Source organism: Paucibacter sp. KBW04, from assembly GCF_003852425.1.
GTDB lineage: Bacteria > Pseudomonadota > Gammaproteobacteria > Burkholderiales > Burkholderiaceae_C > Paucibacter_A.
In genome coordinates this window covers 169,467-191,607 of the sequence record NZ_QAJN01000014.1, presented here as the reverse complement: position 1 = coordinate 191,607, position 22,141 = coordinate 169,467, and the positions used below count along the sequence as shown (strand labels likewise).

The following is a 22,141-nucleotide window of genomic DNA, read 5'->3' as shown; positions in this document are numbered from 1 at the left end:
TGTTTCGTCTCGAACCGGTCGCTTGGTTTGAGCCGAAGCGCAGTCCAGGCCAAGGTCTAAGCGTAGGTAGCAGGGGGTTTTCGTCATGAATTGGCTCAACAGCCTCAAGGTCGGCAGCAAGCTGATTGGCGGCTTTCTGATCGTGGCGGCCATCGGCGCCCTGATCGGCACTCACGGCGTTTTGAAAAGCAGCGAGCTGAACGATCTCGCCTCGCAAATGTATGAGCGCGAGACCGTAGGCCTGCGCCACACGGCCGAGGCGAATATGCATTTGCTGGCCGTCGGCCGCCATGTGCGCAGCGCCATTCTCGCCACCACGGCCGAAGAGCGCGCCCGCCAGCTGGCCGTAGTGGAAGAAAACCTGAAGGAAATGCATGAGGAGCTAGAGACGGCTCGCAAGACCTTCGCCACCGACGCCGGTCAGGCCATGATGAAGGATGCGATGGCGGCTTCGCGGGAGTATGAGCAAGGCATACGCAAGGTGGTCGAGCAGCTGCGTCATGAGGCCCATGTCCAGGCCCTGGGCTCGGTGAACACCCTGAGTGGCGCGCGAGACGCGGGGGACCGCGCCGATGCCTTGATGGACAAGCTGGTCGAGCGCAAATATGCCACCGCCAGTGCCTTGAACGAGGAAACCGACAAGATCTACGCCAGCATCCGTGGCGTGATGATTCTGCTGACCTTGGGCGGACTCGCCGTGGGTGTGACGATAGGCGTGGTCCTGACTCGCAATTTGACCCGCCAGCTCGGTGGTGAACCCGCCGATGTGGCCAAGGTCGCGGTGGCGGTGGCCGCCGGTGATCTGACGACCGAAATCGACACCTCTCGGGCTCAACCTGGCAGCGTGATCGCGGCCATGCATGAGATGCAGGCCTCACTGCGCCGCGTGGTCAGCACCGTGCGCAGCAGCAGCGACAGCATTGCCATGGGCGCGGGCCAGATCGCCACCGGCAACTCCGACCTCTCACAGCGCACCGAAGAGCAGGCCAGCAATCTGCAGCAGACGGCGGCCTCGATGGAAGAGATTTCAGGCACCGTGCGCAGCAATGCCGATGTGGCCCGCCAAGCCAGCGGCTTGGCCAGCGCGGCCAGCGCGGTGGCCAGCCGTGGCGGCCAGGTGGTGGGCGATGTGGTGTCCACCATGGAGGAGATCAACAATGCGTCGCGCAAGATCTCGGACATCATCGGCGTCATCGATAGCATCGCTTTCCAGACCAATATCCTGGCCCTAAATGCGGCGGTCGAAGCCGCCCGCGCCGGCGAACAAGGCCGCGGCTTCGCGGTGGTGGCCAGCGAGGTTCGCGGCCTGGCCCAGCGCAGCGCCGAGGCGGCCAAGGAGATCAAGGCCTTGATCGGCAATAGCGTGGACAAGGTCGATGCCGGCAGCCGCCTGGTGGGCGAGGCCGGCGCCACCATGGGCGAAATCGTGGCCCAGGTGCAGCAGGTGACGCAGCTGATCAACGCCATCAGCGCGGCCACCCTGGAGCAAACCACGGGCATAGGCCAGGTCAGCGATGCGGTGAGCCAGTTGGATCAGGTCACCCAGCAAAACGCGGCCCTGGTGGAAGAGTCCGCCGCCGCGGCAGAGAGCCTGAGCCAGCAGGCGCAGAACTTGGTGCGGGCGGTCGGGGTTTTCAAGCTGGGCTCGGCCAGGGCTTAGCCCCCCGTTTATTGGCTCAAGATGAGGCGGGCTTGCTCGGCTGCAGCGGCTTCTTGCTGCGCCGGCAGGCCCTTGGCAATAGCGCTGGGCAGGACTTCTGCAAAGTGGTGCTTGAGCAAGGGCTTGTTGGGCGTGCCCAGGGCTTGCAGCACCAAGACATAGCTGCGCCGCGCCACATCCGTCAAATTGAAACGCAGGTCGCCAAAGGCTGCCAAAAAATTCAAGCTGTCGATGTGGGCCGACCTGGCGTCTGAGCGCAAGCCTTGCAAGGCCAGCGCCTTGTCCGCGGGCGCGGGTTTGCTGCCCAAGGCGGTGGCCAGGCTGAGGGCGGCCCCGGGAGCCCGCTGCTCAAGTGCCCGCCGCAAAAGGTCTAACTCCAGGGCGAGATGCTGGCTGCCCAAGATTTGGCAGGCGCGGGCTTCCGCTTCAAGCGTCGTGATCTCTTCGTTGAAGGATCCCGGCGCTTGCTCGGCCTTGTAGCTGTGGACGAAATCAAGCTGCCGCGGAACCCATCGGCAATTTGCAATCCTCTTGGCGGCCGCCAGCCAATCCTTGGGGTCCTTGCTTTCCGCGGCTTGGCGTATCAACTCGGCATAGTTTTCCGATGTCAGCGCTGAACGGGCACCTGCAACTTCGGGCTCGGTGTCGGGATGCGAGCTTGCGGGGACGGAGGGCGATGCATGTGGGGCGGTTGGCGCAACTGGGTCGGACACCGCTGTTTGTTGAGCGATGGCCGGCGCTGGCTTGGTGTTTTCGGTGGCTTGGGCGCCTTCGCCTTCACCTGCGCTGGCGAGCCAAAGTCCGTAAAGGCTGAGCACTAGCAGACCCGTCGTGAGCGTCTTCAGAGGCAGTGTCATGTTGGGTAGCGAGATTTGACGTGAATCGGCGCGGCATTTTTTGCGCCTACTCATCGAGCAAAAAATAAGATGCTCATGGCATTCTGTCGGAGCGGCCGACCGTGCCTGCACATAAGCTTGTGCGCAAAAAGTGCTGGACTTGTGCCAAGTCCTGGGCTTTGAAGAGCGGCTGGCGCTATGCTTGCGGCCCTCTTTGACGACTCCACAAGAGCCACGCCATGCATGCCGCCCGCGCCTATTTCGATCAGCTCAACAATGCTTACAACGCCGTCCACAAGAGCAAGGAGCTGCTGTTTTGGTCCACTTATATGGCCACCAGCGAGGATGCCGAGGGCTTTGCGAGGGCCGAGTCGGCGTACAAAAATTTCATCTCCGACCCGCAGGCCTTGCAGGAGACGCGAGCGCATCTGGCGCGTTTGGGTAACCACAAACCGTCTGGCGCCGAGGCCGCTGAATATGCGGCGCTAAGCCATGGATTGCGCGGTTGGCTGGCGCTGTTCGAGGCCAATATCATCGACAACGACGTAGGTCGTGACTTGATGCAGGCCTTGATCGAGGCCGAGGCGGCCTTGTTCAGCAAGAAGCGTGGGCTGGAGATTCGTCACATCAATGAGCATGGCCAGTCGGAAGTGGCCTCGCTGTCCATGCTGGCCACCAATGCGGCCAGCAATCCGGTGGAGGCGCATCGGCGCAGCTCTTTTGAGGGCATGCAAGCGATCGAGCGCTGGGTGCTGGCCAATGGTTTTCTGGACCTGGTCAAGCTGCGCAACCGCCTGGCTCGGGCCCTGGGTTTTGCGAATTACTTCGAGCTCAAGCTGCGCAAAAACGAGCGCATGACGCCCCAGCAGCTGATGGCCATCCTGGACGACTTTGTGGCCCGCACCCAGGCGGCGCAGCAGCGCGCCCATGGAGAGCTGAGCGCCAAGCATGGCATGCAGGCCTTGCAGCCCTGGAATCTGCGCTTCTACAGCGCGGGCGATGTGTTGCGGCGCATGGACGAGTACATGCCTTTCTCCGCCGCCCTGCGGCGTTGGGTGGAGAGTTTCAAGCGCCTGGGCATCCAGTACCGCGGCGCCACCTTGCAGCTGGACCTGCTGGAGCGGCCGGGCAAGTATCAAAACGGTTTCTGCCACAGCCCCGTGCCCTGCTATGTGAACGAGCGCGGCGAGTGGGTGGCCGCAGCGGTCAATTTCACCGCCACGGCTAAGCCCGATCAAATGGGCAGCGGCCTGCGCGGCATCAACACCTTGTTCCACGAGGGCGGGCATGCGGCCCATATGTCCAATGTGGCGCAGAACTCGCCTTGCTTTGCCCAGGAGTTCGCGCCGACCTCCATGGCCTATGCCGAGACCCAGTCCATGTTCTGCGACAGCCTCTTGAATGATGCCGACTGGCTCAAGCGTTATGCCCGCAATGCCGCCGGCGAGGCCATGCCCGACGATTTGATCCAGGCGCGCATCGCCAGCAGCCAGCCGCTGCGAGCTTTTGAGGAGCGCTCCATCGCCGTCGTGCCCTACTTTGAAGCGGCCTTGTACGCCTTGAGCGATGAGGAGTTGACGGCCGAGACCGTGCTCAACCTGGCCCGCGCCACCGAGTTGCGGGTCTTGGGCGTGGTCAGCCCTCGGCCCATGTTGGCCATCCCGCACCTGCTCAATCAGGAGTCGGCCGCCTCTTACCAGGGCTATCTGCTGGCCCATATGGCGGTCTACCAGACCCGCGCCTTCTTCCTGCGCGAGCAGGGGTTTTTGACCGACAACCCGGCCATAGGCCCTGCGCTTTGCCAGCATTACTGGGTGCCGGGCAATAGCATCGATCACGACGCCACCCTGCGCAGCCTCACCGGCGAGGGCTTCTCGGCCCGCTACCTGGCCGAGGCCTGCAACGAGTCGGTGGAGGAGGCCTGGGCCCAGGCGCAGGCCTGCATGGCGGCGGCCGCGCAGCGTGAACAAATCGCGCTGAAGCCGGCCGATGATCTGGCCGCGCACATCCGCCTGGTGCATGGGGCCGAGCTGATCGCGGACAATTCGGGCGGTGACGAGGCCATGTGCCAGGCTTTCGAGGCCTGGGTGGCTCAGCACTTCCCCCGCCAGCCAGAAACAGTTTCCGCCTCGTGAATTCCCTGAAGTACCTGAACGGCTACCCGCCCGAGCTGCAAGCCCAAGTCCGCCAGATCATCGATGCCGGCCGCCTGGGTGAGACCATGGCGCGCCGTTACCCCGAGGCCAACGAGGTGCGCAGCGACTCGGCCTTGTTCGAGTACACGCAGGCGCTGAAAACGCGTTATCTGCGCAGCTCCGAGCCGCTCAACAAAGTGTGTTTTGACGCCAAGCTCAAGGTCATCCAGCATGCCCTGGGCACGCACACCCGCGCTTCCAGAGTGCAAGGATCCAAGCTCAAGGCCAAGCGGGAGATTCGCGTCGCCACCTTGTTTCGCGAGGCGCCGGCTGAGTTTCTGAAGATGATCGTGGTGCACGAGTTGGCGCACCTGAAGGAGCAGGAGCACAACAAGGCCTTCTACCAGCTCTGCCATCACATGGCGCCCAACTACGGCCAGCTGGAGTTTGATCTGCGCCTGTACATGACGCATCTGGACTTGCTCGCGGCCGAGGCTTGCAAATGATTCTGCTTGCGCCCATGGAGGGCTTGCTCGACCACATGCTGCGCGATGCCTTGACCCGGGTGGGCGGCGTCGACCGCTGCGTGTCCGAGTTCATACGCATCACGGATATGTTGATGCCTAACCGCGTCTTCACCCGCATCGTGCCCGAGCTGCTGAACGGCGGGCTGACGGCCGCGGGCGTGCCGGTGCGGGCGCAGTTGTTGGGTTCCGACCCCGTCTGCATGGCCGAGAACGCGGCCAAGCTGGCGGCCTTGGGGCCGGCGGGCATCGACCTGAATTTCGGCTGCCCAGCCAAATGCGTGAACCGCCATCGCGGTGGCGCGGTTCTGCTGGACGAGCCCGAGCTGATCTACGAGATCGTCGCCGCCGTGCGCCGTGCCATGCCTGCGGGCATGCCCTTGTCCGCCAAGATGCGCCTGGGCTATATGGACAGCCACCGCACCCTGGACTGCGCCCAGGCCATGGTGGCGGGTGGGGCGGAGGAATTGGTCATCCACGCCCGGACCAAGGCCGATGGCTACAAACCCCCGGCCTACTGGGATCGCATTGCCGAGGTGCGTGCGAATGTGGGGGTAGGCGTGGTGGCCAATGGCGAGATTTGGACGCCGGCGGACGCCCAAGCGGCGCGTGCACAAAGCGGCTGCCAGGACTTGATGCTGGGCCGTGGCATGGTGGCCAACCCGGGCCTGGCCCTGGCGATTCGCTCACCGGCTGCGCCCGCGCTGACTTGGCCCGAGCTGCTGCCCTTGATGGAAATCTTCTTTTTGCAGGTGCGCCAAAACGTGGCCGCCCGCCACCAGGCCGGCCGGCTCAAGCAATGGCTGCACTATCTGCGCCGCCACTACCCGGAGGCCGAGGAAGCCTATTTGCGCCTGCGCACGGTCAACGAGGCGGCCGATCTGCACGCGCAGATGTTTGGCCGCGGCGTGGAGCCGCCGCAGACTGAGCACGCCGAGGCCGAACTCTGTGCCTTGGTGGACTGAGTCCCTCACTATTCTTTTTTTGATCTCATGAAATCCAATAAACCTCTGTCCGGCCTGGGTGCTCTGGGCCAGCTGACCGGTCTGGTCTATTCCACCGACAGTGGCCGCACCTGCCCAACTTGCCGCCAGGCCAAGGCGGACTGCCGCTGCGGCCGCCCAGTGCTGCCCAAGGGCGATGGCATCGTGCGCGTCTCCCGCGAGACCAAGGGACGGGCGGGCAAGGGTGTCACCCTGGTCAAGGGCGTGCCCCTGGACGAGGCAGGCCTGGTGGCCCTGGGCAAGGAGTTGAAGACCGCCTGCGGCTCGGGCGGCACGGTCAAAGACGGGGTGATCGAGGTGCAGGGCGACCACCGCGAGCGGGTGATCGAGCTGCTGAAGAAAAAGGGCACTTGGACGGTGAAACAGGCGGGCGGCTGAGTGCAGCGCCGGGCTTAGGCCTCAGGCTGCTCTGCGGCTGCGGGCGCGATAGGCAGGCTCAGGGTGAAGCGCGAACCTTGTCCAGGCACTGAGCTCACCGTCAATTCACCTTGCATCAGCTCGGCCAGGCCGCGCGACAGGGCCAGGCCCAGGCCGGTGCCCCCGTGTTGGGTGCTGACCTGATCATTGGCCTGGCGAAACTTCTCGAAGATGCGCTGCTGCAAACTTGCTGGAATGCCCGGCCCCGTGTCGTCCACATGAAAGTCGATGCGCCCCGCCTGCACTTGAGCCGACAGCGTCACGCCGCCCTGCACGGTGAACTTGATGGCGTTGGACAGAAGATTGTTGAGGATTTGCTTGAGCCTTAGGCCGTCGCAGCTGAGGCTGGCGGGCAAGTGCTCGTCGACTTGGATCTTCAGTTCCAGCCCTTTGTTGGCGGCCGAGAGGGCGAAGAAGTCCGCGCAGCCTTGCACGATTTCAGCTGGGTTGACCAAGTCCTGGTTCAGCGTCATGCCCCCGGCCTCGACCTTGGCTAGGTCGAGGATTTCGGTCAGCAAGGTGCTGAGGTGCTCGGCGCCCTTGCGTATCAGGCCGGCCTGCTTGCGGAATTTTGGGTCCTCCAGGCGCTGCTCCATCAATTCGGCAAAGCCACGGATGCTGGTCAAGGGCGTGCGCAACTCATGCGACATGGCGGTGAGGAACTCGCTCTTGGCCTGATTGGCCGCCTGGGCCTGGGCTTCGCTGCGGCGCAAGGCGGCGGCGCTGCGTTCCTGGCGGCGCAGGCTGGCGATCAAACCGGCTGCCGCGCCCGCGATCAAAAGACTGAGCAGCAAGCTCAGCACCAGGGTGGCCACGGTGGCGTCGTGCCAGCGCGCCAAAGCCTCCTCCCGGCCGACGGAGATCAGCAGATACAGAGGGTAGGGGCTGATATGTCTGGACGTGATCAAGCGATCAATGCCGTCGACCGTGCCAATGCCAATCAAACGAGCTTCTTGCTTGCCCAAGGCTTGTTGAGCAAAGACTGAGTGCGGCGGAAAGCTGCCGCCTTGTTTGGCGACCGCGCCCCCAATGACGCGGGAGCGTATGAGCAAATCCTGGCCGATCAAGGTCACACCGCCTGTGCGACCCAGGTCAACCCGACGGAACACGTCCTCAAAATAGCTGGGATCGAGCGAGGCTACGACCACACCCAGCAAGCGGCCTTGCGCATCGGCAACACGCCTGGAGAGCTGTATGGTCCATTTGTTCGACACCTTGCCGAGCACGGGCCTGCCGATATAGAGCGCATCGGGTTCACTCAAGCGAGCCTGCTCTGGCAGGCTTTGCGGCGCGAGGTGGACCCGGATGTGATCGCGCGCGGAAAGATCCAGCCCCTTTGCACTCCATGCCTTTGGGTCCAGATTGCTGGCGACGAGATGGCCGTTGTTGTCCACCCAGGAAAGCTGGGCCAGGATCTTGGGTGCGAGCCCCGTCTCGTTGGCAAAACGCACCAGCTCGGAGGATTCGCCATGGCCGGCGGCTATGCCATCGCGGGCGCGCAAAGTGGCCTGATTGGCGGCCTCCAGCACCCGCAAGGTCTGCTCCTCAAAGGCGCGGGCGAGATTGGCGTTTTGCTGGAACTGGCCGTCGATGGCTTCCTGCCTTCGCAGCAGGAGCAGGGCGCTGACCGCGAGCCACAAGAGCAGGATGGCGGCCAATGCGCTCAGCATCACGCGACGCTGCAAGTGCTGCGCATGCGCTTCGGCTTCAATTTTCGAATCTTGCTGCTTGTGCGTCGAAATCTCGAGGTCGGCGTCTGGCATATCGTCCCTTGACGGTCGCGGCGCTTGCGGGGGCTTGGGGGTTTGGGATCTGCTGGAGGGCGAAGCGATTGCTAACCGCCTTTGTGCGCGGTCTGAAATTGTTCTTGGGATGATAGCCAGAGCTGTTTGATTTGCAGGCCTGGCCTGCCGTGTTTGGGCCGACTTTGTGGTGGCGACGCCCCTTCCAGACCGCGTCTTGCGGGCATGCTGGGATAATCCATCGATGAACGCCCCCCAATCGATAGACAAACTCTCCTTCGCTCAACTCTCGCTGAGCCCCGCCATGCAGGCCAATCTGGCCCAGCTGGGCTATACGCAGATGACGCCCATCCAGGCCGCCAGCCTGCCTCTGGCCCTGGAGGGGCATGACCTGATCGCCCAGGCCCAGACCGGCAGCGGCAAGACCGCCGCCTTTGCCCTTTCCCTGCTGCATCGCCTGGATGCCGAGCGTTTCAATGTGCAGGCCCTGGTGCTGTGCCCCACCCGCGAATTGGCCGATCAGGTGACGCAGGAGCTGCGTCGCCTGGCCCGCGCGGCCGACAACATCAAAATTCTGACCCTGTGCGGCGGCACGCCCATGAAGCCCCAGATGGACAGCCTGGGCTTTGGCTGCCATATCGCCGTGGGCACGCCCGGCCGGGTGATGGACCATCTGGAGCGCGGCAGCCTGGACCTGAAGTCGCTCAACACCTTGGTCTTGGACGAGGCCGATCGCATGCTGGACATGGGCTTCTTCGACGACATCCTCACCGTCGCCAAGCAAGCACCCAAGAAGCGCCAGACCCTGCTGTTCTCGGCCACCTACCCCGAAGGCATCGCCAAGCTCAGCGCCCAGTTCATGCGCGAGCCCAAGGAGGTCAAACTGTCTCCCGCGGCGACGACCCAAGCTCCGTCGCAAATCCGCCAGCTGGCTTTTGAGGTGCGCGAGGAAGAGCGCTTGCATGCGGTCTCGCAGCTGCTGGCGCATTTCCGCCCGGCCAGCACCATCGCCTTTTGCAATACCAAGCAGCAGTGCCGCGACTTGGTCGATGTCCTGCAGGCCCAGGGCTTGATCGCGATGGCCTTGCACGGCGATCTGGAGCAGCGTGACCGCGATCAGGTGCTGATCCAGTTCGCCAACCGCAGCTGCTCCGTGCTGGTGGCCACCGATGTGGCGGCGCGTGGCCTGGACATTGCCCAGCTGGAGTGCGTCATCAATGTGGAGATGACGCCCGATATGGAGGTGCATGTGCACCGCATCGGCCGCACCGGCCGCGCCGGCGCCGAAGGCCTGGCCCTGAGCCTGGCCAGCTTGGACGAGATGGGCCGGGTCGGCCGCATCGAGCAAATGCTGGGCCGCGAGTTCAAGTGGCAAAAGCTGGAGGATTTGCAGCCGGCTGCGGGTGGCCCGCTGCTGCCGCCCATGGACACCTTGCAGATCCTCGGTGGACGCAAGGAAAAGATCCGCCCCGGCGACATCCTGGGCGCCTTGACCGGCGAGGCTGGCTTCAAGGCCGAGCAGATCGGCAAGATCAATATCACCGAGTTCCACAGCTATGTGGCGGTGTCGCGCGAGATCGCGCGCGAGGCCGTCAAGCGCCTGTCCAACGGCAAGCTCAAGGGCCGCAAGGTCAAGGTGCGCCGTATGGCCGATCTGGTTGAGCTCGGCTGAGCCGCCGAGTGGCTGGTCACGAGGCCCAGCACTTTTGAATCTAGAGTCGGGCCTCTTCCCAAACTGTCCCTCGCGCAGCGGGGATCAACCGAAGATGCAGCGTTCGCGTTGTAGCAGTGCAGCGTCTCTTTCGTGATTTATTGATGTCAGCGCAAGTCCTAGTGTGATTGGGGCTTTTGTCTGACCTCATTTCGAGACCTTTGCACATGGTTTCCCCCTCATCTGGGGCCTAGTCTTGAAGCATGGAGCCCTTGAATATGGTGACATCGTTGGAGAACAGCATGGACCTGCAGTTGAACACCCCAAAGCCACGTGATGCCCGCGAGGCGAGCCAGTTTGAGTTGCGCTTCCAATCCTTGTTTCACACCGGCAAGGCCCTGGCCTTTCCCTGCAACGCCCATGGCGATGTGCAGTTGGATGCGCTGAGCGCGAAGGCGTTGGAAAACTACCTCTTCGCCCGCGCCGTGGTGGGACGCGAGTACGCCGCACCCCTGGTGCAGGCTTGCGACCCGGCTTGAGCTGCCGCGCTGCCCTGCCGAAAGGCCGGGCAGCCCATTTCAGGCATGCAAAGAAAAATGCCGAGGCGCAAGGCCTCGGCATCGGAAAGAAAGAAGAAGGTCAGCGCAGCGGGGTCAAGTCTTGCCCTGCACCACCTTGGCGACGCTGGGCTTGCTTACTTGCCCCAGCCGTCGCGCAGACCGGTGATCTTGTTGAAGACCGGCTTGTCGGCCTGGTGATCCTCTCGGTCGCTGACGAAATAGCCGTGACGCTCGAACTGCACCTGTTGCGCCGCCGGCCACTGGGCCAGTGAGGGCTCCAGATAGGCTTGCACGATCTTGCAGCTGGCCGGATTGATCTCCGTGAGGAAATCGATCTCACCCGCGCCCGGCTGGGCGGTGGTGAAGAGGCGGTCATACAGCCGCACTTCGGCCGCGACGGCCTCATGCGCGCCCACCCAGGTGATCACGCCCTTGACCTTGATGCTGTCCGCACCCGGTGTGCCGCTCTTGGTGTCGGGCACGACGGTGGCCAGCACGGCCGTGACCTTGCCGTCTGCGTCTTTCTCGCAGCCGGTGCACTCGATCACATAGCCGTATTTCAGGCGGGTCTTGTTGCCCGGAAACAGGCGGTGATAGCCCTTGCTGGGCACTTCCATGAAGTCTTCCTGCTCCACCCAGACCTCGGGGCCCAGCGTGAACTGGCGCAGACCCATCTCGGGGTGATGCGGGTGGGCCGGGGCGCTGCAGGCTTCACGATGAGTTTCGCTGCCAAACAGCTCCGCCCAGTTGGTCAGCTTGAGCTTGAGCGGGTCCAACACGGCGCTGGCGCGGGCAGCCTTGCCTTCGAGGTCGGTACGCAGGCAGCCGTCCAGCACCGAGTAGTCCAGCCAGGCATTGCTCTTGGTCACGCCGGTGGCTTCGACCATGGCACGGATGCTCTCGGGCGTGTAGCCGCGGCGGCGCATGCCGACCAGGGTGGGCATGCGCGGGTCGTCCCAGCCCTTCACATGGCCTTCATCCACTAGCTGGCGCAGCTTGCGCTTGGAGGTGACGACGTAAGTGAGGTTGAGGCGGCCGAATTCGTACTGATGCGGCAGGGGATGGGCCAGCAGGCCGCCCTCGGCCAGCTTGCCCAGCAGCCAGTCGTAGAAGGGGCGCTGGTCTTCAAACTCCAGCGTGCAGACGCTGTGGGTGATGCGTTCCAGTGCGTCCTCGATGGGATGGGCAAAGGTGTACATCGGGTAGATGCACCAGGTGTCGCCGGTGTTGTGGTGGGTGGCGCGGCGGATGCGATAGAGCGCCGGGTCACGCAGATTGATATTGGGCGAGGCCATATCGATCTTGGCGCGCAGCACCATGGCGCCGTCCGGATGGACGCCGTTCTTCATCTCGCGCAGGCGGGCTAAGTTTTCTTCGGGCGAGCGGCTGCGGAAAGGGCTGTCGGTGCCGGGGGTGGAGAAGTCACCCCGGTTGACGCGCATCTGCTCGGGCGTTTGCTCGTCCACATAGGCCAGGCCGGCGCTCACCAGATACTCGGCGGCGCGGTACATGAAGTCGAAGTAATTGCTGGCGTAGAACAGGTGCGAGGTGTTGTGGCCGGCCGCGTCGGCGACATCCCATTTCCAGCCCAGCCAGCTCACCATCTCCTTGATGGCGTCGACGTACTCCTGCTCTTCTTTCTCAGGATTGGTGTCGTCAAAACGCAGATGGCAGATGCCGCCGTAATCGCGCGCCAGGCCGAAGTTCAGGCAGATGCTTTTGGCGTGGCCGATGTGCAGATAGCCATTGGGCTCGGGCGGGAAACGGGTGCGGATCTTGGCGGGGTCCAGCGGGCCGGCCTCGTGGTGGGCCGCATCGCCCGGCGTGCCGGCGAAGTGACGTCCCTGCAGACTGCCTTGCTCCAGGTCGCGTTCGATGATGGCGCGCAGGAAATTGCTGGGCTTGAGAGCGTCTTCGGTGGGATGGGACATCGGATGGTCAGAGCGACCGGGGTCGGCCGCTGGTTTGGAATGAATTGAAGCGAGTGATTTTATCGGTGCGCCAGGGGGCAACCCCGGCGCAGCGACGAATTCCCGAGGGAATGGCTTAGAACGTGTAGCTGAAACCGCCCAGGGCGCTGACGCTGGTGCTCTTCTCGGTGACCGGGCTGTTCTTGGCATCGCCTTGCAGCTGGCTGGCCGAGAGGCCGAATGAGACGCCCATGCGCTGGCTCAGGTAGTAACTCAGCAAGACATTGGCGCGCACATCGCGCACACCGGCCTTGGCCTCGGTGGCTTTCAAACCGCTGCTGGCGGCCTGGGCGCTTGAAACGCCGAAGTACTCCTGCATATAGCTGCTGTTGACCACAGTCAAGCCGCCGCCAAAGCCCAGGTAGAGCTGTTGCGTGAGTGGCCGAAAATAGCTCAGACCCAGATCGGCCACCAGGCCTTTGCGGTCATTGCCGGAGCCGTAGCGTAGAGAGCTGGTGAAGCTGAGGCCCTGGCCCAGGCTGTAGTTGAAGAAGCCGCCGATCTCGGGGCGGATCTGGATGTCGCCCAGGCCCGTCAGGCGCGGGTTGTCGGTCTCGTCACGGCCCAGATCGGCGGTGATGCGCAGGCCGTACTGCTCGCCCTCGCTGCGCGAGAAGTCATAGCCCAGGCCGTTGCGGGTGCCGGCGAAAAAGCCATTGGCCCAGCGGTAGTCCAGCAGGGGCAGCACACGCCATTCCTGGTCCTTGGAGCCCCGGTACTTATTGCCGTAGAAGGCGCCTGCGCCCATGGTGCCGCCGTCTTCGTTGATCTTGGCGCCGTAGTTGCGGAAGGCATCAAAGGCTTGGGCTTGGGCGGTGGTACTCAAGGCCAGCAAGAGCCCGGCAAGGCCCAGCGTGGACAAGGCTTTGGTGTTGGCAAGCTTCATGGGAGCGGCAGGCAAAGTTGGAGAAGGCCTGCATTGTGGCCGTTCTTGGCTTCGCGATTACATGCCTTTGAATAAATGCGCGTACATGCGGCTGACGGCCAACTTCTCTGCACTGCCATGCAGATGCAGGCTGATCTTGCCGGCCTCGTCGCGCACGGCGCGGGCGATGGCGTCGCTGCGCACCACCAGGCTGCGGTGCACCTGCCAGAAGCGTTGGCCGTCCAGCTGGGGCAGCAGCTCGCGCAGCGAGATGCGGATCAGGTGCTCCTTGCTTGCGGTGATGACCCGCACGTATTTGTCGGCCGCCTCGAAGTAGATGACCTCGTCCACCGGCACCATCAGGATCTGATTGCCCACGCTGACCTGCAGCAGGCGCAGGGGCGCCGCCGCCGGGCTCGCCGCACTTGCTGGGGCTTGAGGCGCACCCAGCAGACGGCGCAGCTGCTCCACGGCGGCCTGCAGCTCGGGCGCATCGCTGGCGCTGGCTGCCTGGCTCGGCGCTTGGCGTTGGTTCAGGGCCTGCTGCAGGCGCTGGCAGGTCTGGGCCAGCCGCTCGGGCTGCACGGGTTTGAGCACATAGTCCACCGCCGCCAGCTCGAAGGCTTGCAAAGCATATTGGTCGTAGGCGGTGACGAAGACCAGCAAGGGGAAGGGGCGCTCGGCGCCGGGGCCTTCTTGCCAATCCTCGGCCAGGGCGGCGGCGGCTTCCAGGCCGCTCAGGCCGGGCATGCGGATGTCCAGAAAACACAGATCGGGCCGATGGCGCAGGGCCAGGTCCAGTGCAGCCTGGCCATGCGGGGCCATGGCCACGATTTCCAGCGCCGGCCAGAGCTTGGCCAATTCCTGGCGCAGATTCTCGGCCAACAGACCTTCGTCTTCGGCGATCAGGGCGGTGGGGCGTTGCGGAGTGTTCATGCGGGGCGCGCGGGGGTGGTGGTTTGAATCGGCATGCGGATGCTGGCCAGGCTGCCGCTTTGGCCATCGCTGCGCGGGGTCAGCTGGAAGCTGGCGGCCGGGCCGAACTGGGTCTGCAGGCGCTCGCGCACCTGGTGCAGTCCGAAGCCAGTGCCGGCTGAACTGGGCGAGCGCGAGGCCAGGCCGACGCCGCCATCGCGCACCTCCAGCAGCAGCTGGGCCGCATCGCCCTGGCCTTGCAGGCGGGCGCTGATGTGTAGCTCGCCGCCTTCGATGCTGGGCTCCAGCCCGTGTTTGATGGCGTTTTCCACCAGAGCTTGCAGCAGCAGAGGGGGCATTTGCAGCTCGGACAAATCGGCGGGCAGGTCGAGCGAGGGTCGCAGGCGGGCGCCCATGCGGATCTGCATCAGGGCCAGATAGTCCTGCAGGCGGGCGAACTCTTCGCGCAGGCTGTGGGTGCTTGCGCGCGAGGCCGTCAAGGTGGCGCGCAAGAAAGCGATCAGCTGGTCCAGCATGGCCTGGGCGCGCTGCGGGTCCAGGGCAATCAACACCCGCAGATTGGCCAGGGTGTTGAACAGCATATGCGGCTCCAGCTGGGACTCCAGCAGGCGCAGCTGATGCTCGGCCGCCTGACGCTGGGCCGTCTGGGCCTGTACCTGGGCGGCTTGCAAGCGGGTGCGGTTGACGAAGAAGTAAGTCACCGCCAGACCGGGCAGCAGGGACAGCAGCACCATGCTCAGGCCTTGCTTTGGGCCGGCGCGCAGAATGCCGACCGACTCGATGCCGGTGAGCCAGCGCCCCAGCTCATTGCCCAGGCCATAGCCCAAGGTGCTGCCCACGATCAGGCAGACCAGCATCAAGGGCCAGCCGGGCCAGCTGGCCTGCTCGGCCTCGGGCCCGCGCCAGCGGTTGATCAGCCAGGTGGCGCCATAGCTCATGGTCTGGATCAGGCTGGAGCAGCAGATCGAGATGCACAGGCAAAACAAGAACGAGGGGATGAAGGCCTGCCCCGCCAGCACCCGCATCAAGGTGGCCAGCACCAGGGAGATGATCAGCACGATGCGCGCCTGGCGCAGCAGCCACTGCTTGTAGGTGATCTGCGCCGCCTCGTTGCTGCCCAAGGCGCCAAAAGCCCTGAAAGAGTGGTCCGTGTTGGGGAGCTTCATGGCGCGCGGGAGTCGGGTTCAGAGGGGGGCTGGCGTCAGCGTGGCTTGGCCGGAGCTCAAGCGCTGCAGGCCCAGGATATTGCGGGCGCGGCCCAGCAAGCAGCCGCTCAGGGCGCCGAACAAGGCACTAAAGCCCATGGCCACGACGCTGTTGGCCGCCAGTTCCGGCCGCAGGGCCAGGCTCAGCCCCAAGGCGAACTTGGCGCAGAACAAGCTCAGCATCACCGCCAGCGGCAGCCAGCTGCCCGGAACAAAGAATTGCTGGCTTGCACTGTCAAACCGGCTGCCGGCGGGCGCGCCGAGTTCGCGCATGAGCTTGAGTGAAACGATCAGAGCCAGGGCCCAGGCAAGCAGGGTGTGGGCGCTGGCCCCGAAGGCGCTGTGCACGCCCCAGACGCCGTAGGCCAGCCAGATCATGGGCAGCAAGGCTAGGCGGGCGCGCGGCAGGTGCTGATCCCGGCTCTGCTTCAGCCCCAGGGCCAAGAGCAAGGCCAGGATGGCCCAGACCCACAGCGGGACGTGGCCGAGGATGGCGAGGAGGGGGCTGTTGCTGCTTTGCATGATGCGAGTCCTGTCAGAAGGGGTGGGATGACTGAAGCGGGAATGACTTCATCATGCAAAACCCCGCGCCGAATCCAAAGCCGCTTGCGACCAAGAGCCTCGCTGCGGCGCGAATCGCTGGTCGTGGGCGCGAATGGTCGCGAACGGTCGCCGCGATCAGCGCTTCTTGCCCCCGCCCAGAATGCTGCCCAGCACACCGCGGATGATCTCGCGGCCCGCCGTGGAGCTCATGGCGCGTATGGCCGATTTGGCCGCCGTCTCGGCCAGGCCTTCGTGGCGACCGCCGCGCGGGCCGGTGCTGCCGAACAAGACATCCTTCAAACCGTCCAAGAGCCCGCCGCCCGCTTCGGTGGGGGCGGCGCCGCCGGGCAGGGGGGCACGTGCCGCGCCCGTGGCTTCATCGGCCATGCTGCCGCCTGAATTGGCGGCTTGCCCTTCGACCCGCCCCTTGAGGCGCTCAAAGGCCGACTCCCGGTCCACCGTTTTTTCGTAGACGCCGGCGACCAGGGAGTTCTTGATCAAGGCCTGGCGCTGCTCGGGCGTGATGGGCCCAATCTGGCTGCCCGGAGGCAGCACAAACACGCGTTCGGTCATGCTGGGGCGGCCTTTTTCGTCCAACAGGCTGACCAGGGCCTCGCCCACGCCCAGCTCGGTGATGGCCGTGGCGATGTCCAGGCCAGGGTTGGCGCGCATGGTGTCCGCCGCCGCTTTGACGGCTTTTTGATCCCGCGGGGTGAAGGCGCGCAGGGCGTGCTGCACCCGGTTGCCGAGCTGGCCCAGCACGGTGTCGGGAATATCCAGCGGATTCTGGGTGACGAAATACACGCCCACGCCCTTGGAGCGCACCAGTCGCACCACCAACTCGATGCGCTCAACCAAGGCGGCGGGCGCATCCTTGAACAAAAGATGGGCCTCGTCGAAGAAGAACACCAGCTTGGGTTTTTCCAGATCGCCCACTTCGGGCAGCTGCTCGAACAGCTCGGACAGCATCCACAGCAGGAAGGTGGCGTAGAGCCGCGGCGCGTTCATCAGCTTGTCGGCGGCCAGGATGTTGATCACACCCAGATCACCCTCGGTCTGCATGAAGTCGGCGATGTTCAGCATGGGCTCGCCGAAGAACTGGTCGCCGCCCTGGGTCTCGATCTGCAAGAGGCCACGCTGGATGGCGCCTATGCTGGCGGCCGAGACATTGCCGTATTCGGTGGTGAACTGGCTGGCGTTGTCGCCCACATACTGCAGCATGGCGCGCAGGTCTTTCAGGTCCAGCAAGAGCAGGCCGTTGTCATCGGCGATCTTGAAGACCAGCTGCAACACGCCTTGCTGCGTCTCGTTCAGGGCCAGCATGCGGGCCAGCAGCAGGGGGCCCATATCGGAGACGGTGGCGCGCACCGGGTGGCCTTGTTCGCCGAACACATCCCACAAGGTGGTGGGGCAGGCCAGCGCCCTGGGGGCTTCGATGCCACGCTCTTTCAAGGTGGCCAGCAGCTTGGGGCTGGGGGCGCCTGGCTGCGAGATTCCAGTCAGGTCGCCCTTCACATCGGCCATGAAAACCGGCACGCCCAGGCGGCTGAAGTTCTCGGCCAAGGTCTGCAGGCTGATGGTCTTGCCGGTGCCGGTGGCGCCCGTGATCAGGCCGTGGCGATTGGCCAGGGCGGGGAGCAAAAAGCACTCGGTGTTGTCGTGGCGAGCCAGCAGAATCGGGTCGGACATGGTGGGGTGCGTCGCGCAAAGCTAAAATCGCAGTCTAACCAACTAAAGTGCAAGCCCGTGGCGGCTTGCAGCAGCAGGAGCAGGAGCCTTATGGCGGGTCATTCCAAGTGGGCCAATATTCAGCATCGCAAGGGCCGGCAAGACGAGAAGCGCGGCAAGATCTGGACACGCATCATCCGTGAAATCACGGTCGCAGCCCGTCAAGGCGGCCCCGACGTCAAGGACAACCCCCGCCTACGTCTGGCGGTCGAAAAGGCCAAGGCCGCCAATATGCCGGCCGATCGCATCAAGTACAACATCGACAAGGCCTCGGGCAATCTGGACGGCATCAGCTACGAAGAGATTCGCTACGAGGGCTATGGCATCGGTGGCGCGGCCATCATGATCGACACCATGACGGACAACAAGGTCCGCACGGTGGCCGAGGTGCGCCATGCCTTCAGCAAGTACGGCGGCAATATGGGTACCGATGGTTCGGTGTCCTTCCAGTTCAAACATTGCGGCCAGCTGGTGTTTGCCCCCGGCAGCAATGAAGACAAGATCATGGAAGTGGCCCTGGAAGCGGGCGCCGACGATGTGATCACCGACGACGATGGCGCCATCGAGGTGCTGACACCGCCGACCGAGTTTGAAGCGGTCAAGGAAGCGCTGGAGGCCGCGGGCTTCAAGGCCGAGATGGCCGAGGTGACCATGCGGGCCGAGAACACCATCGAGCTGACAGGTGAGGACGCGACGCGCATGCAAAAGCTGCTCGACGTGCTGGAAGACCTGGATGACGTGCAAGACGTCTTCCACAATGCGAGCATCAACGAATGAAGGTTTTGGTTCTGGGCAATGGCGGGCGCGAGCACGCGCTGGCATGGAAGCTGGCGCAAGCCGCTCGGGTGAGTCAGGTGTTTGTGGCGCAGGGCAATGGCGGCACGGCGCGTGATTCACGCCTGAAGAACGTCCCCATCACCGACGTCAAGGAACTGGCCGAGTTCGCGATCGAAAACAAGATCGGCCTGACCGTGGTCGGCCCCGAGGCCTATCTGGCCGCCGGTGTGGTGGACGAGTTCCGTGCGCGCGGCCTGCGCATCTTTGGCCCCAGCAAGGCGGCCGCTCAGCTGGAGTCCAGCAAGGCTTTCGCCAAGGACTTCATGAAGCGTCACGGCATTCCCACGGCGGAATACGAGACCTTTGACGATGTCGCTGCGGCCCATGCTTATGTGGATCTGAAGGGCGCCCCCATCGTCATCAAGGCCGACGGTCTGGCGGCGGGCAAGGGCGTGGTCGTGGCCATGACCCTGGCCGAGGCGCATGAGGCCATCGACTGGATCCTGGCAGATAACAAGCTAGGTGTGGTGCACAACGCCGGTGGCGCGCGCGTTGTCATCGAGCAGTTCCTGCAGGGCGAGGAAGCCAGCTTCATTGTGCTGTGCGACGGCAAGAATGTGGTCTCGCTGGCCACCAGCCAGGATCACAAGCGCCTGAAGGATGGCGACGAAGGCCCGAACACGGGCGGCATGGGCGCTTACTCGCCTGCGCCCATCGTCACCCCCAATGTGCATGCCAAGACCATGCACGAGATCATCATGCCCACCATCCAGGGCATGGCGCGCGACGGCATCCCCTTCACCGGCTTCTTGTATGCCGGTCTGATGATCGACGCCAACGGCCAGCCGCGCACGGTGGAGTTCAACACCCGCATGGGTGACCCCGAGACCCAACCCATCATGATGCGCTTGAAGAGCGATCTGCTGGAGGTCTTGTTGCACGCCACCGATGGCACGCTGGACCAGGTCGAGCTGCAATGGGACCGTCGCGTGGCCCTGGGTGTGGTGCTGGCGGCCGAAGGCTATCCGCTCAGCCCCCGCAAGGGTGACGCCATCAGTGGCCTGCCGGCCGACGCGGAAGACGTGATGGTCTTCCATGCCGGCACCACCAAGACCGAGACCGCTTTGCAGACCTCGGGTGGCCGTGTGCTCTGCGTCACGGCGCTGGGCGAGTCGGTGCGCACGGCCCAGCAACTGGCCTACGATACCGTGGTCAAGATCCAGTTCGACGGCAAGCAGTACCGCCAGGACATCGGCCACCGCGCGGTGAAGCGTTGACCCAAAGCGCCAGCCAGACGATGCCGCGCTTGTTCGCGGCCCGCGAGAGCGAGCAATGCCTGCGTCCACAGGGCAGTGCCTGGGCGCGGCTTTTGCTGCGCCTGGCTGGATGGCGCCTGGACTTTGACGGCCTGCCCGGCAAGCAAGGGGTGATCTTGGTCTACCCCCACACCTCGAACTGGGATTTCGTGGTCGGCATCCTGGCCAAATGGGCGCTGGGCTTGCAACTGCGCTTCTGGGCCAAGGACAGCTTGTTCAAACTGCCCCTGTTCGGCGCCTGGGTGCGCTGGCTCGGTGGTGTGGCGGTCAGGCGGGACAGCCCGCAAGGCCTGGTGCGCGATACCGTGCGAGACATGCAGGCCGCGCAAGCGCGAGGCGAGATGTTCTGGCTGGCCATGGCGCCGGAAGGCACGCGCGCCTTGGCTCAGGGCTGGCGCTCGGGCGCCTACCAGGTGGCCTTGCAAGCGCAGGTGCCGGCTGGCCTGGCCTATCTGGACTACAGCAGCAAGACGATTTGCCTGCGTCAATTCTTGATGCTGAGTGGCGACCCGCTTGTCGATCTGGCGCTGATGGCCGAGACTTTCAGCGCTTCGCACGGCTACAAGCCAGCATTGGCCAGTCCGATAAGGATGAAATCATGACGATCAACACCCTGAGGGTGCGTGAGTACCTGCTGGACTTGCAGTCTCGCATCGTGAGCGCCCTGCAAAGGGCCGATGGCAACGAGTTCCTCAGTGACGGCTGGACGCGTGAGCCCGGTGGCCGCCTGGAGGGCGATGGCCTGAGTCGATTGATCGAAGGCGGCGCCGTGTTCGAGCGCGGCGGGGTCAATTTCTCGCATGTGCGGGGTCGGGTCTTGCCTCCCTCGGCCACCCAGCACCGGCCCGAGCTGGCGGGGGCGCCGTTTGAGGCCATGGGTGTGTCCCTGGTGATCCATCCGCACAATCCTTTTGTGCCCACCGTGCATATGAATGTGCGCATGTTCGCGGCCCTGCCGGCCGATGCCGAGCCGGTGGTCTGGTTTGGCGGCGGCATGGATCTCACGCCTTACTACGGCTTTGAGCGGGATGCGCAACATTTCCACCGGGTCTGCGAGTCGGCCTTGAAGCCGCATGGCGAGGCCCTCTACCCGCGCTTCAAAACCTGGTGCGATGAGTACTTCTTCCTGAAACATCGCAATGAGCCGCGCGGCATTGGCGGTATCTTTTTCGATGACTTCTCGGTGCCGGAGGACGCTGGCGGTTTCGACGCGGCATTCGCCATGCTGCGCGATGTGGGCGATGCCTTTGTGCCCGCCTATTTTCCGATTGTGGAGCGCCGCCAAGGCCTGGCCTATACCGAGAGAGAGCGTGACTTCCAGGCCTATCGCCGGGGTCGTTACGTCGAGTTCAATCTGGTCTTTGACCGGGGCACCTTGTTCGGCCTGCAGTCGGGTGGGCGCACCGAGTCCATCCTGATGTCCATGCCGCCCATCGTCAAATGGCGCTATCAATGGGAGCCCGAGGCCGGCACGCAGGAGGCCAAGCTCTACAGCGACTTCCTGCGCCCGCGCGACTGGGCCCATGAGTCGGCGACCCATCTATGGTTGTGACGAACAAGTCCACAAGAACAGGCTTGTTCGGCGGCAGTTTTGACCCGGTTCATCTGGCCCATCTGAGCTTGGCGCAATGCGCTTTGCAGCAGTTGCAGCTGGATCGTTTGCTGTGGCTGCCCGCCGGGCGGCCTTGGCAGAAACTGGCTCAAAAAGGCGGTCGCGGCCTGGCCTCGCCCGAGCATCGACGCGCCATGGTGGCGCTGATGGTGCAGGGCGAGCCGCGTTTCGTGGTGGACGACAGCGAACTGGAGCGTGACGGCGCCAGCTACACCATCGACACGGTGCGGGCCCGCCTGGCCGCCCACCCGGGCGAGCAGCTGTTTCTGGTCATTGGCCAAGACCAATACGAGCGCTTACACACCTGGCGGGACTGGCGCGAGCTGCTGCGCCTGGTGACGGTGGCGGTGGCGGCACGCGCCGATCAAGAGATTCAGGCTTCGGCCGAAGTACAAGAGTATTTGCAGGGGCTGCCTTCGGGCGCCGCTCAAACCGTGCAGCGACTGGCCATGCCTTTGACACGTGTTTCATCAACCCAAGTGCGCGAGATGGCTGCCCGCGCTGAGGACATCCGCCCCTTGGTGGGCGAGGCGGTCGCAGGGTATATTGCCCAGCACCGTCTTTACCAGGACTAGCGCAAAACCGCTCCAGCGTTGTTCAGGCGCCTTGCCGTACCTAGGTACTGTCTGCGGCGCCTGTGGCCTAGCTGGAACGATTTTG

Annotated in this window: 20 protein-coding genes; 12 read left to right on the top strand and 8 right to left on the bottom strand. The window is 64.2% G+C overall.

Annotated elements, in window-relative coordinates; translation table 11 throughout:
- Positions 1-85: 85 nt before the first annotated feature.
- On the top strand, positions 86-1,660 hold the full coding sequence (locus DBR47_RS25380; RefSeq protein WP_124452484.1) for a methyl-accepting chemotaxis protein: 1,575 nt from the start codon (positions 86-88) through the stop codon (positions 1,658-1,660).
- An 8-nt stretch (positions 1,661-1,668) separates the two neighbouring features.
- On the opposite strand, the gene DBR47_RS17765 is transcribed toward DBR47_RS25380, so the two are convergent.
- A complete protein-coding gene (locus DBR47_RS17765; protein ID WP_124452482.1) occupies positions 1,669-2,517 on the bottom strand; it encodes a hypothetical protein in 849 nt (282 codons plus the stop codon).
- Positions 2,518-2,735: 218 nt separating this feature from the next.
- On the opposite strand from DBR47_RS17765, the gene DBR47_RS17760 reads away from it, so the two are divergent.
- Genes DBR47_RS17760 through DBR47_RS17745 form a run of 4 tightly spaced genes read left to right on the top strand, consistent with a single transcriptional unit; the run spans position 2,736 to position 6,537 of the window.
- Positions 2,736-4,631, top strand: a complete 1,896-nt coding sequence (locus DBR47_RS17760) for a M3 family metallopeptidase (protein WP_124452480.1) — start codon at positions 2,736-2,738, stop codon at positions 4,629-4,631.
- Positions 4,628-5,137, top strand: coding sequence for a M48 family metallopeptidase (locus DBR47_RS17755; protein WP_124452478.1), 510 nt, complete (start codon positions 4,628-4,630; stop codon positions 5,135-5,137). Before DBR47_RS17760 ends, DBR47_RS17755 begins: the two co-directional genes overlap by 4 nt.
- Entirely contained in the window at positions 5,134-6,120 is a 987-nt protein-coding gene (locus DBR47_RS17750; protein ID WP_231512370.1) for a tRNA-dihydrouridine synthase, read from the top strand. The genes DBR47_RS17755 and DBR47_RS17750 overlap by 4 nt, the downstream gene beginning before the upstream one ends.
- 27 nt (positions 6,121-6,147) lie before the next feature.
- Positions 6,148-6,537, top strand: a complete 390-nt coding sequence (locus tag DBR47_RS17745) for a translation initiation factor Sui1 (RefSeq protein WP_197047139.1) — start codon at positions 6,148-6,150, stop codon at positions 6,535-6,537.
- Between the two features lie 14 nt (positions 6,538-6,551).
- On the opposite strand, the gene DBR47_RS17740 is transcribed toward DBR47_RS17745, so the two are convergent.
- On the bottom strand, positions 6,552-8,246 hold the full coding sequence (locus tag DBR47_RS17740; RefSeq protein ID WP_231512369.1) for an ATP-binding protein: 1,695 nt from the start codon (positions 8,244-8,246) through the stop codon (positions 6,552-6,554).
- Between the two features lie 316 nt (positions 8,247-8,562).
- Between DBR47_RS17740 and dbpA the strand changes: the two genes are divergently transcribed.
- Together dbpA and DBR47_RS17730 are read left to right on the top strand one after the other, a co-directional pair.
- Positions 8,563-9,990, top strand: coding sequence for an ATP-dependent RNA helicase DbpA (dbpA, locus tag DBR47_RS17735; protein ID WP_124452474.1), 1,428 nt, complete (start codon positions 8,563-8,565; stop codon positions 9,988-9,990).
- A 281-nt stretch (positions 9,991-10,271) separates the two neighbouring features.
- On the top strand, positions 10,272-10,508 hold the full coding sequence (locus tag DBR47_RS17730; RefSeq protein WP_124452721.1) for a hypothetical protein: 237 nt from the start codon (positions 10,272-10,274) through the stop codon (positions 10,506-10,508).
- A gap of 155 nt (positions 10,509-10,663) precedes the next feature.
- On the opposite strand, the gene DBR47_RS17725 is transcribed toward DBR47_RS17730, so the two are convergent.
- The 6 genes from DBR47_RS17725 to DBR47_RS17700 all read right to left on the bottom strand — a co-directional run bounded on the left by DBR47_RS17725 (position 10,664) and on the right by DBR47_RS17700 (position 17,737).
- The gene (locus tag DBR47_RS17725) at positions 10,664-12,460 is read right to left on the bottom strand and encodes a glutamine--tRNA ligase/YqeY domain fusion protein (RefSeq protein ID WP_124452472.1); all 1,797 of its coding nucleotides are present in this window, start codon (positions 12,458-12,460) and stop codon (positions 10,664-10,666) included.
- A 115-nt stretch (positions 12,461-12,575) separates the two neighbouring features.
- Positions 12,576-13,385: a MipA/OmpV family protein gene (locus tag DBR47_RS17720; protein WP_124452470.1), complete on the bottom strand. Its 810-nt coding sequence runs from the start codon at positions 13,383-13,385 to the stop codon at positions 12,576-12,578.
- 57 nt (positions 13,386-13,442) lie between these two features.
- A complete protein-coding gene (locus tag DBR47_RS17715) occupies positions 13,443-14,300 on the bottom strand; it encodes a LytTR family DNA-binding domain-containing protein (RefSeq protein ID WP_124452468.1) in 858 nt (285 codons plus the stop codon).
- Entirely contained in the window at positions 14,297-15,466 is a 1,170-nt protein-coding gene (locus tag DBR47_RS17710) for a sensor histidine kinase (protein ID WP_231512368.1), read from the bottom strand. Before DBR47_RS17710 ends, DBR47_RS17715 begins: the two co-directional genes overlap by 4 nt.
- Before the next feature lie 18 nt (positions 15,467-15,484).
- Entirely contained in the window at positions 15,485-16,027 is a 543-nt protein-coding gene (locus tag DBR47_RS17705; protein WP_124452466.1) for a DUF6622 family protein, read from the bottom strand.
- A gap of 156 nt (positions 16,028-16,183) precedes the next feature.
- The gene (locus DBR47_RS17700; RefSeq protein WP_124452464.1) at positions 16,184-17,737 is read right to left on the bottom strand and encodes a helicase HerA-like domain-containing protein; all 1,554 of its coding nucleotides are present in this window, start codon (positions 17,735-17,737) and stop codon (positions 16,184-16,186) included.
- 90 nt (positions 17,738-17,827) lie between these two features.
- Here DBR47_RS17700 and DBR47_RS17695 point away from each other — a divergent pair, with 90 nt between their 5' ends.
- The 5 genes from DBR47_RS17695 to nadD are packed head-to-tail and all read left to right on the top strand — an operon-like array spanning position 17,828 to position 22,056.
- Positions 17,828-18,553, top strand: coding sequence for a YebC/PmpR family DNA-binding transcriptional regulator (locus DBR47_RS17695; RefSeq protein WP_124452462.1), 726 nt, complete (start codon positions 17,828-17,830; stop codon positions 18,551-18,553).
- Entirely contained in the window at positions 18,550-19,830 is a 1,281-nt protein-coding gene (gene purD / locus DBR47_RS17690) for a phosphoribosylamine--glycine ligase (RefSeq protein ID WP_124452460.1), read from the top strand. Before DBR47_RS17695 ends, purD begins: the two co-directional genes overlap by 4 nt.
- Positions 19,827-20,471 (top strand): 1-acyl-sn-glycerol-3-phosphate acyltransferase, encoded by a 645-nt coding sequence (locus tag DBR47_RS17685; protein WP_124452458.1) that lies wholly within the window; start codon positions 19,827-19,829, stop codon positions 20,469-20,471. The genes purD and DBR47_RS17685 overlap by 4 nt, the downstream gene beginning before the upstream one ends.
- Complete coding sequence (hemF, locus tag DBR47_RS17680) at positions 20,468-21,421, top strand: oxygen-dependent coproporphyrinogen oxidase (protein WP_124452456.1); 954 nt, start codon at positions 20,468-20,470, stop codon at positions 21,419-21,421. Before DBR47_RS17685 ends, hemF begins: the two co-directional genes overlap by 4 nt.
- Positions 21,418-22,056, top strand: coding sequence for a nicotinate-nucleotide adenylyltransferase (nadD, locus tag DBR47_RS17675; RefSeq protein WP_370454933.1), 639 nt, complete (start codon positions 21,418-21,420; stop codon positions 22,054-22,056). The genes hemF and nadD overlap by 4 nt, the downstream gene beginning before the upstream one ends.
- Positions 22,057-22,141 lie beyond the last annotated feature (85 nt).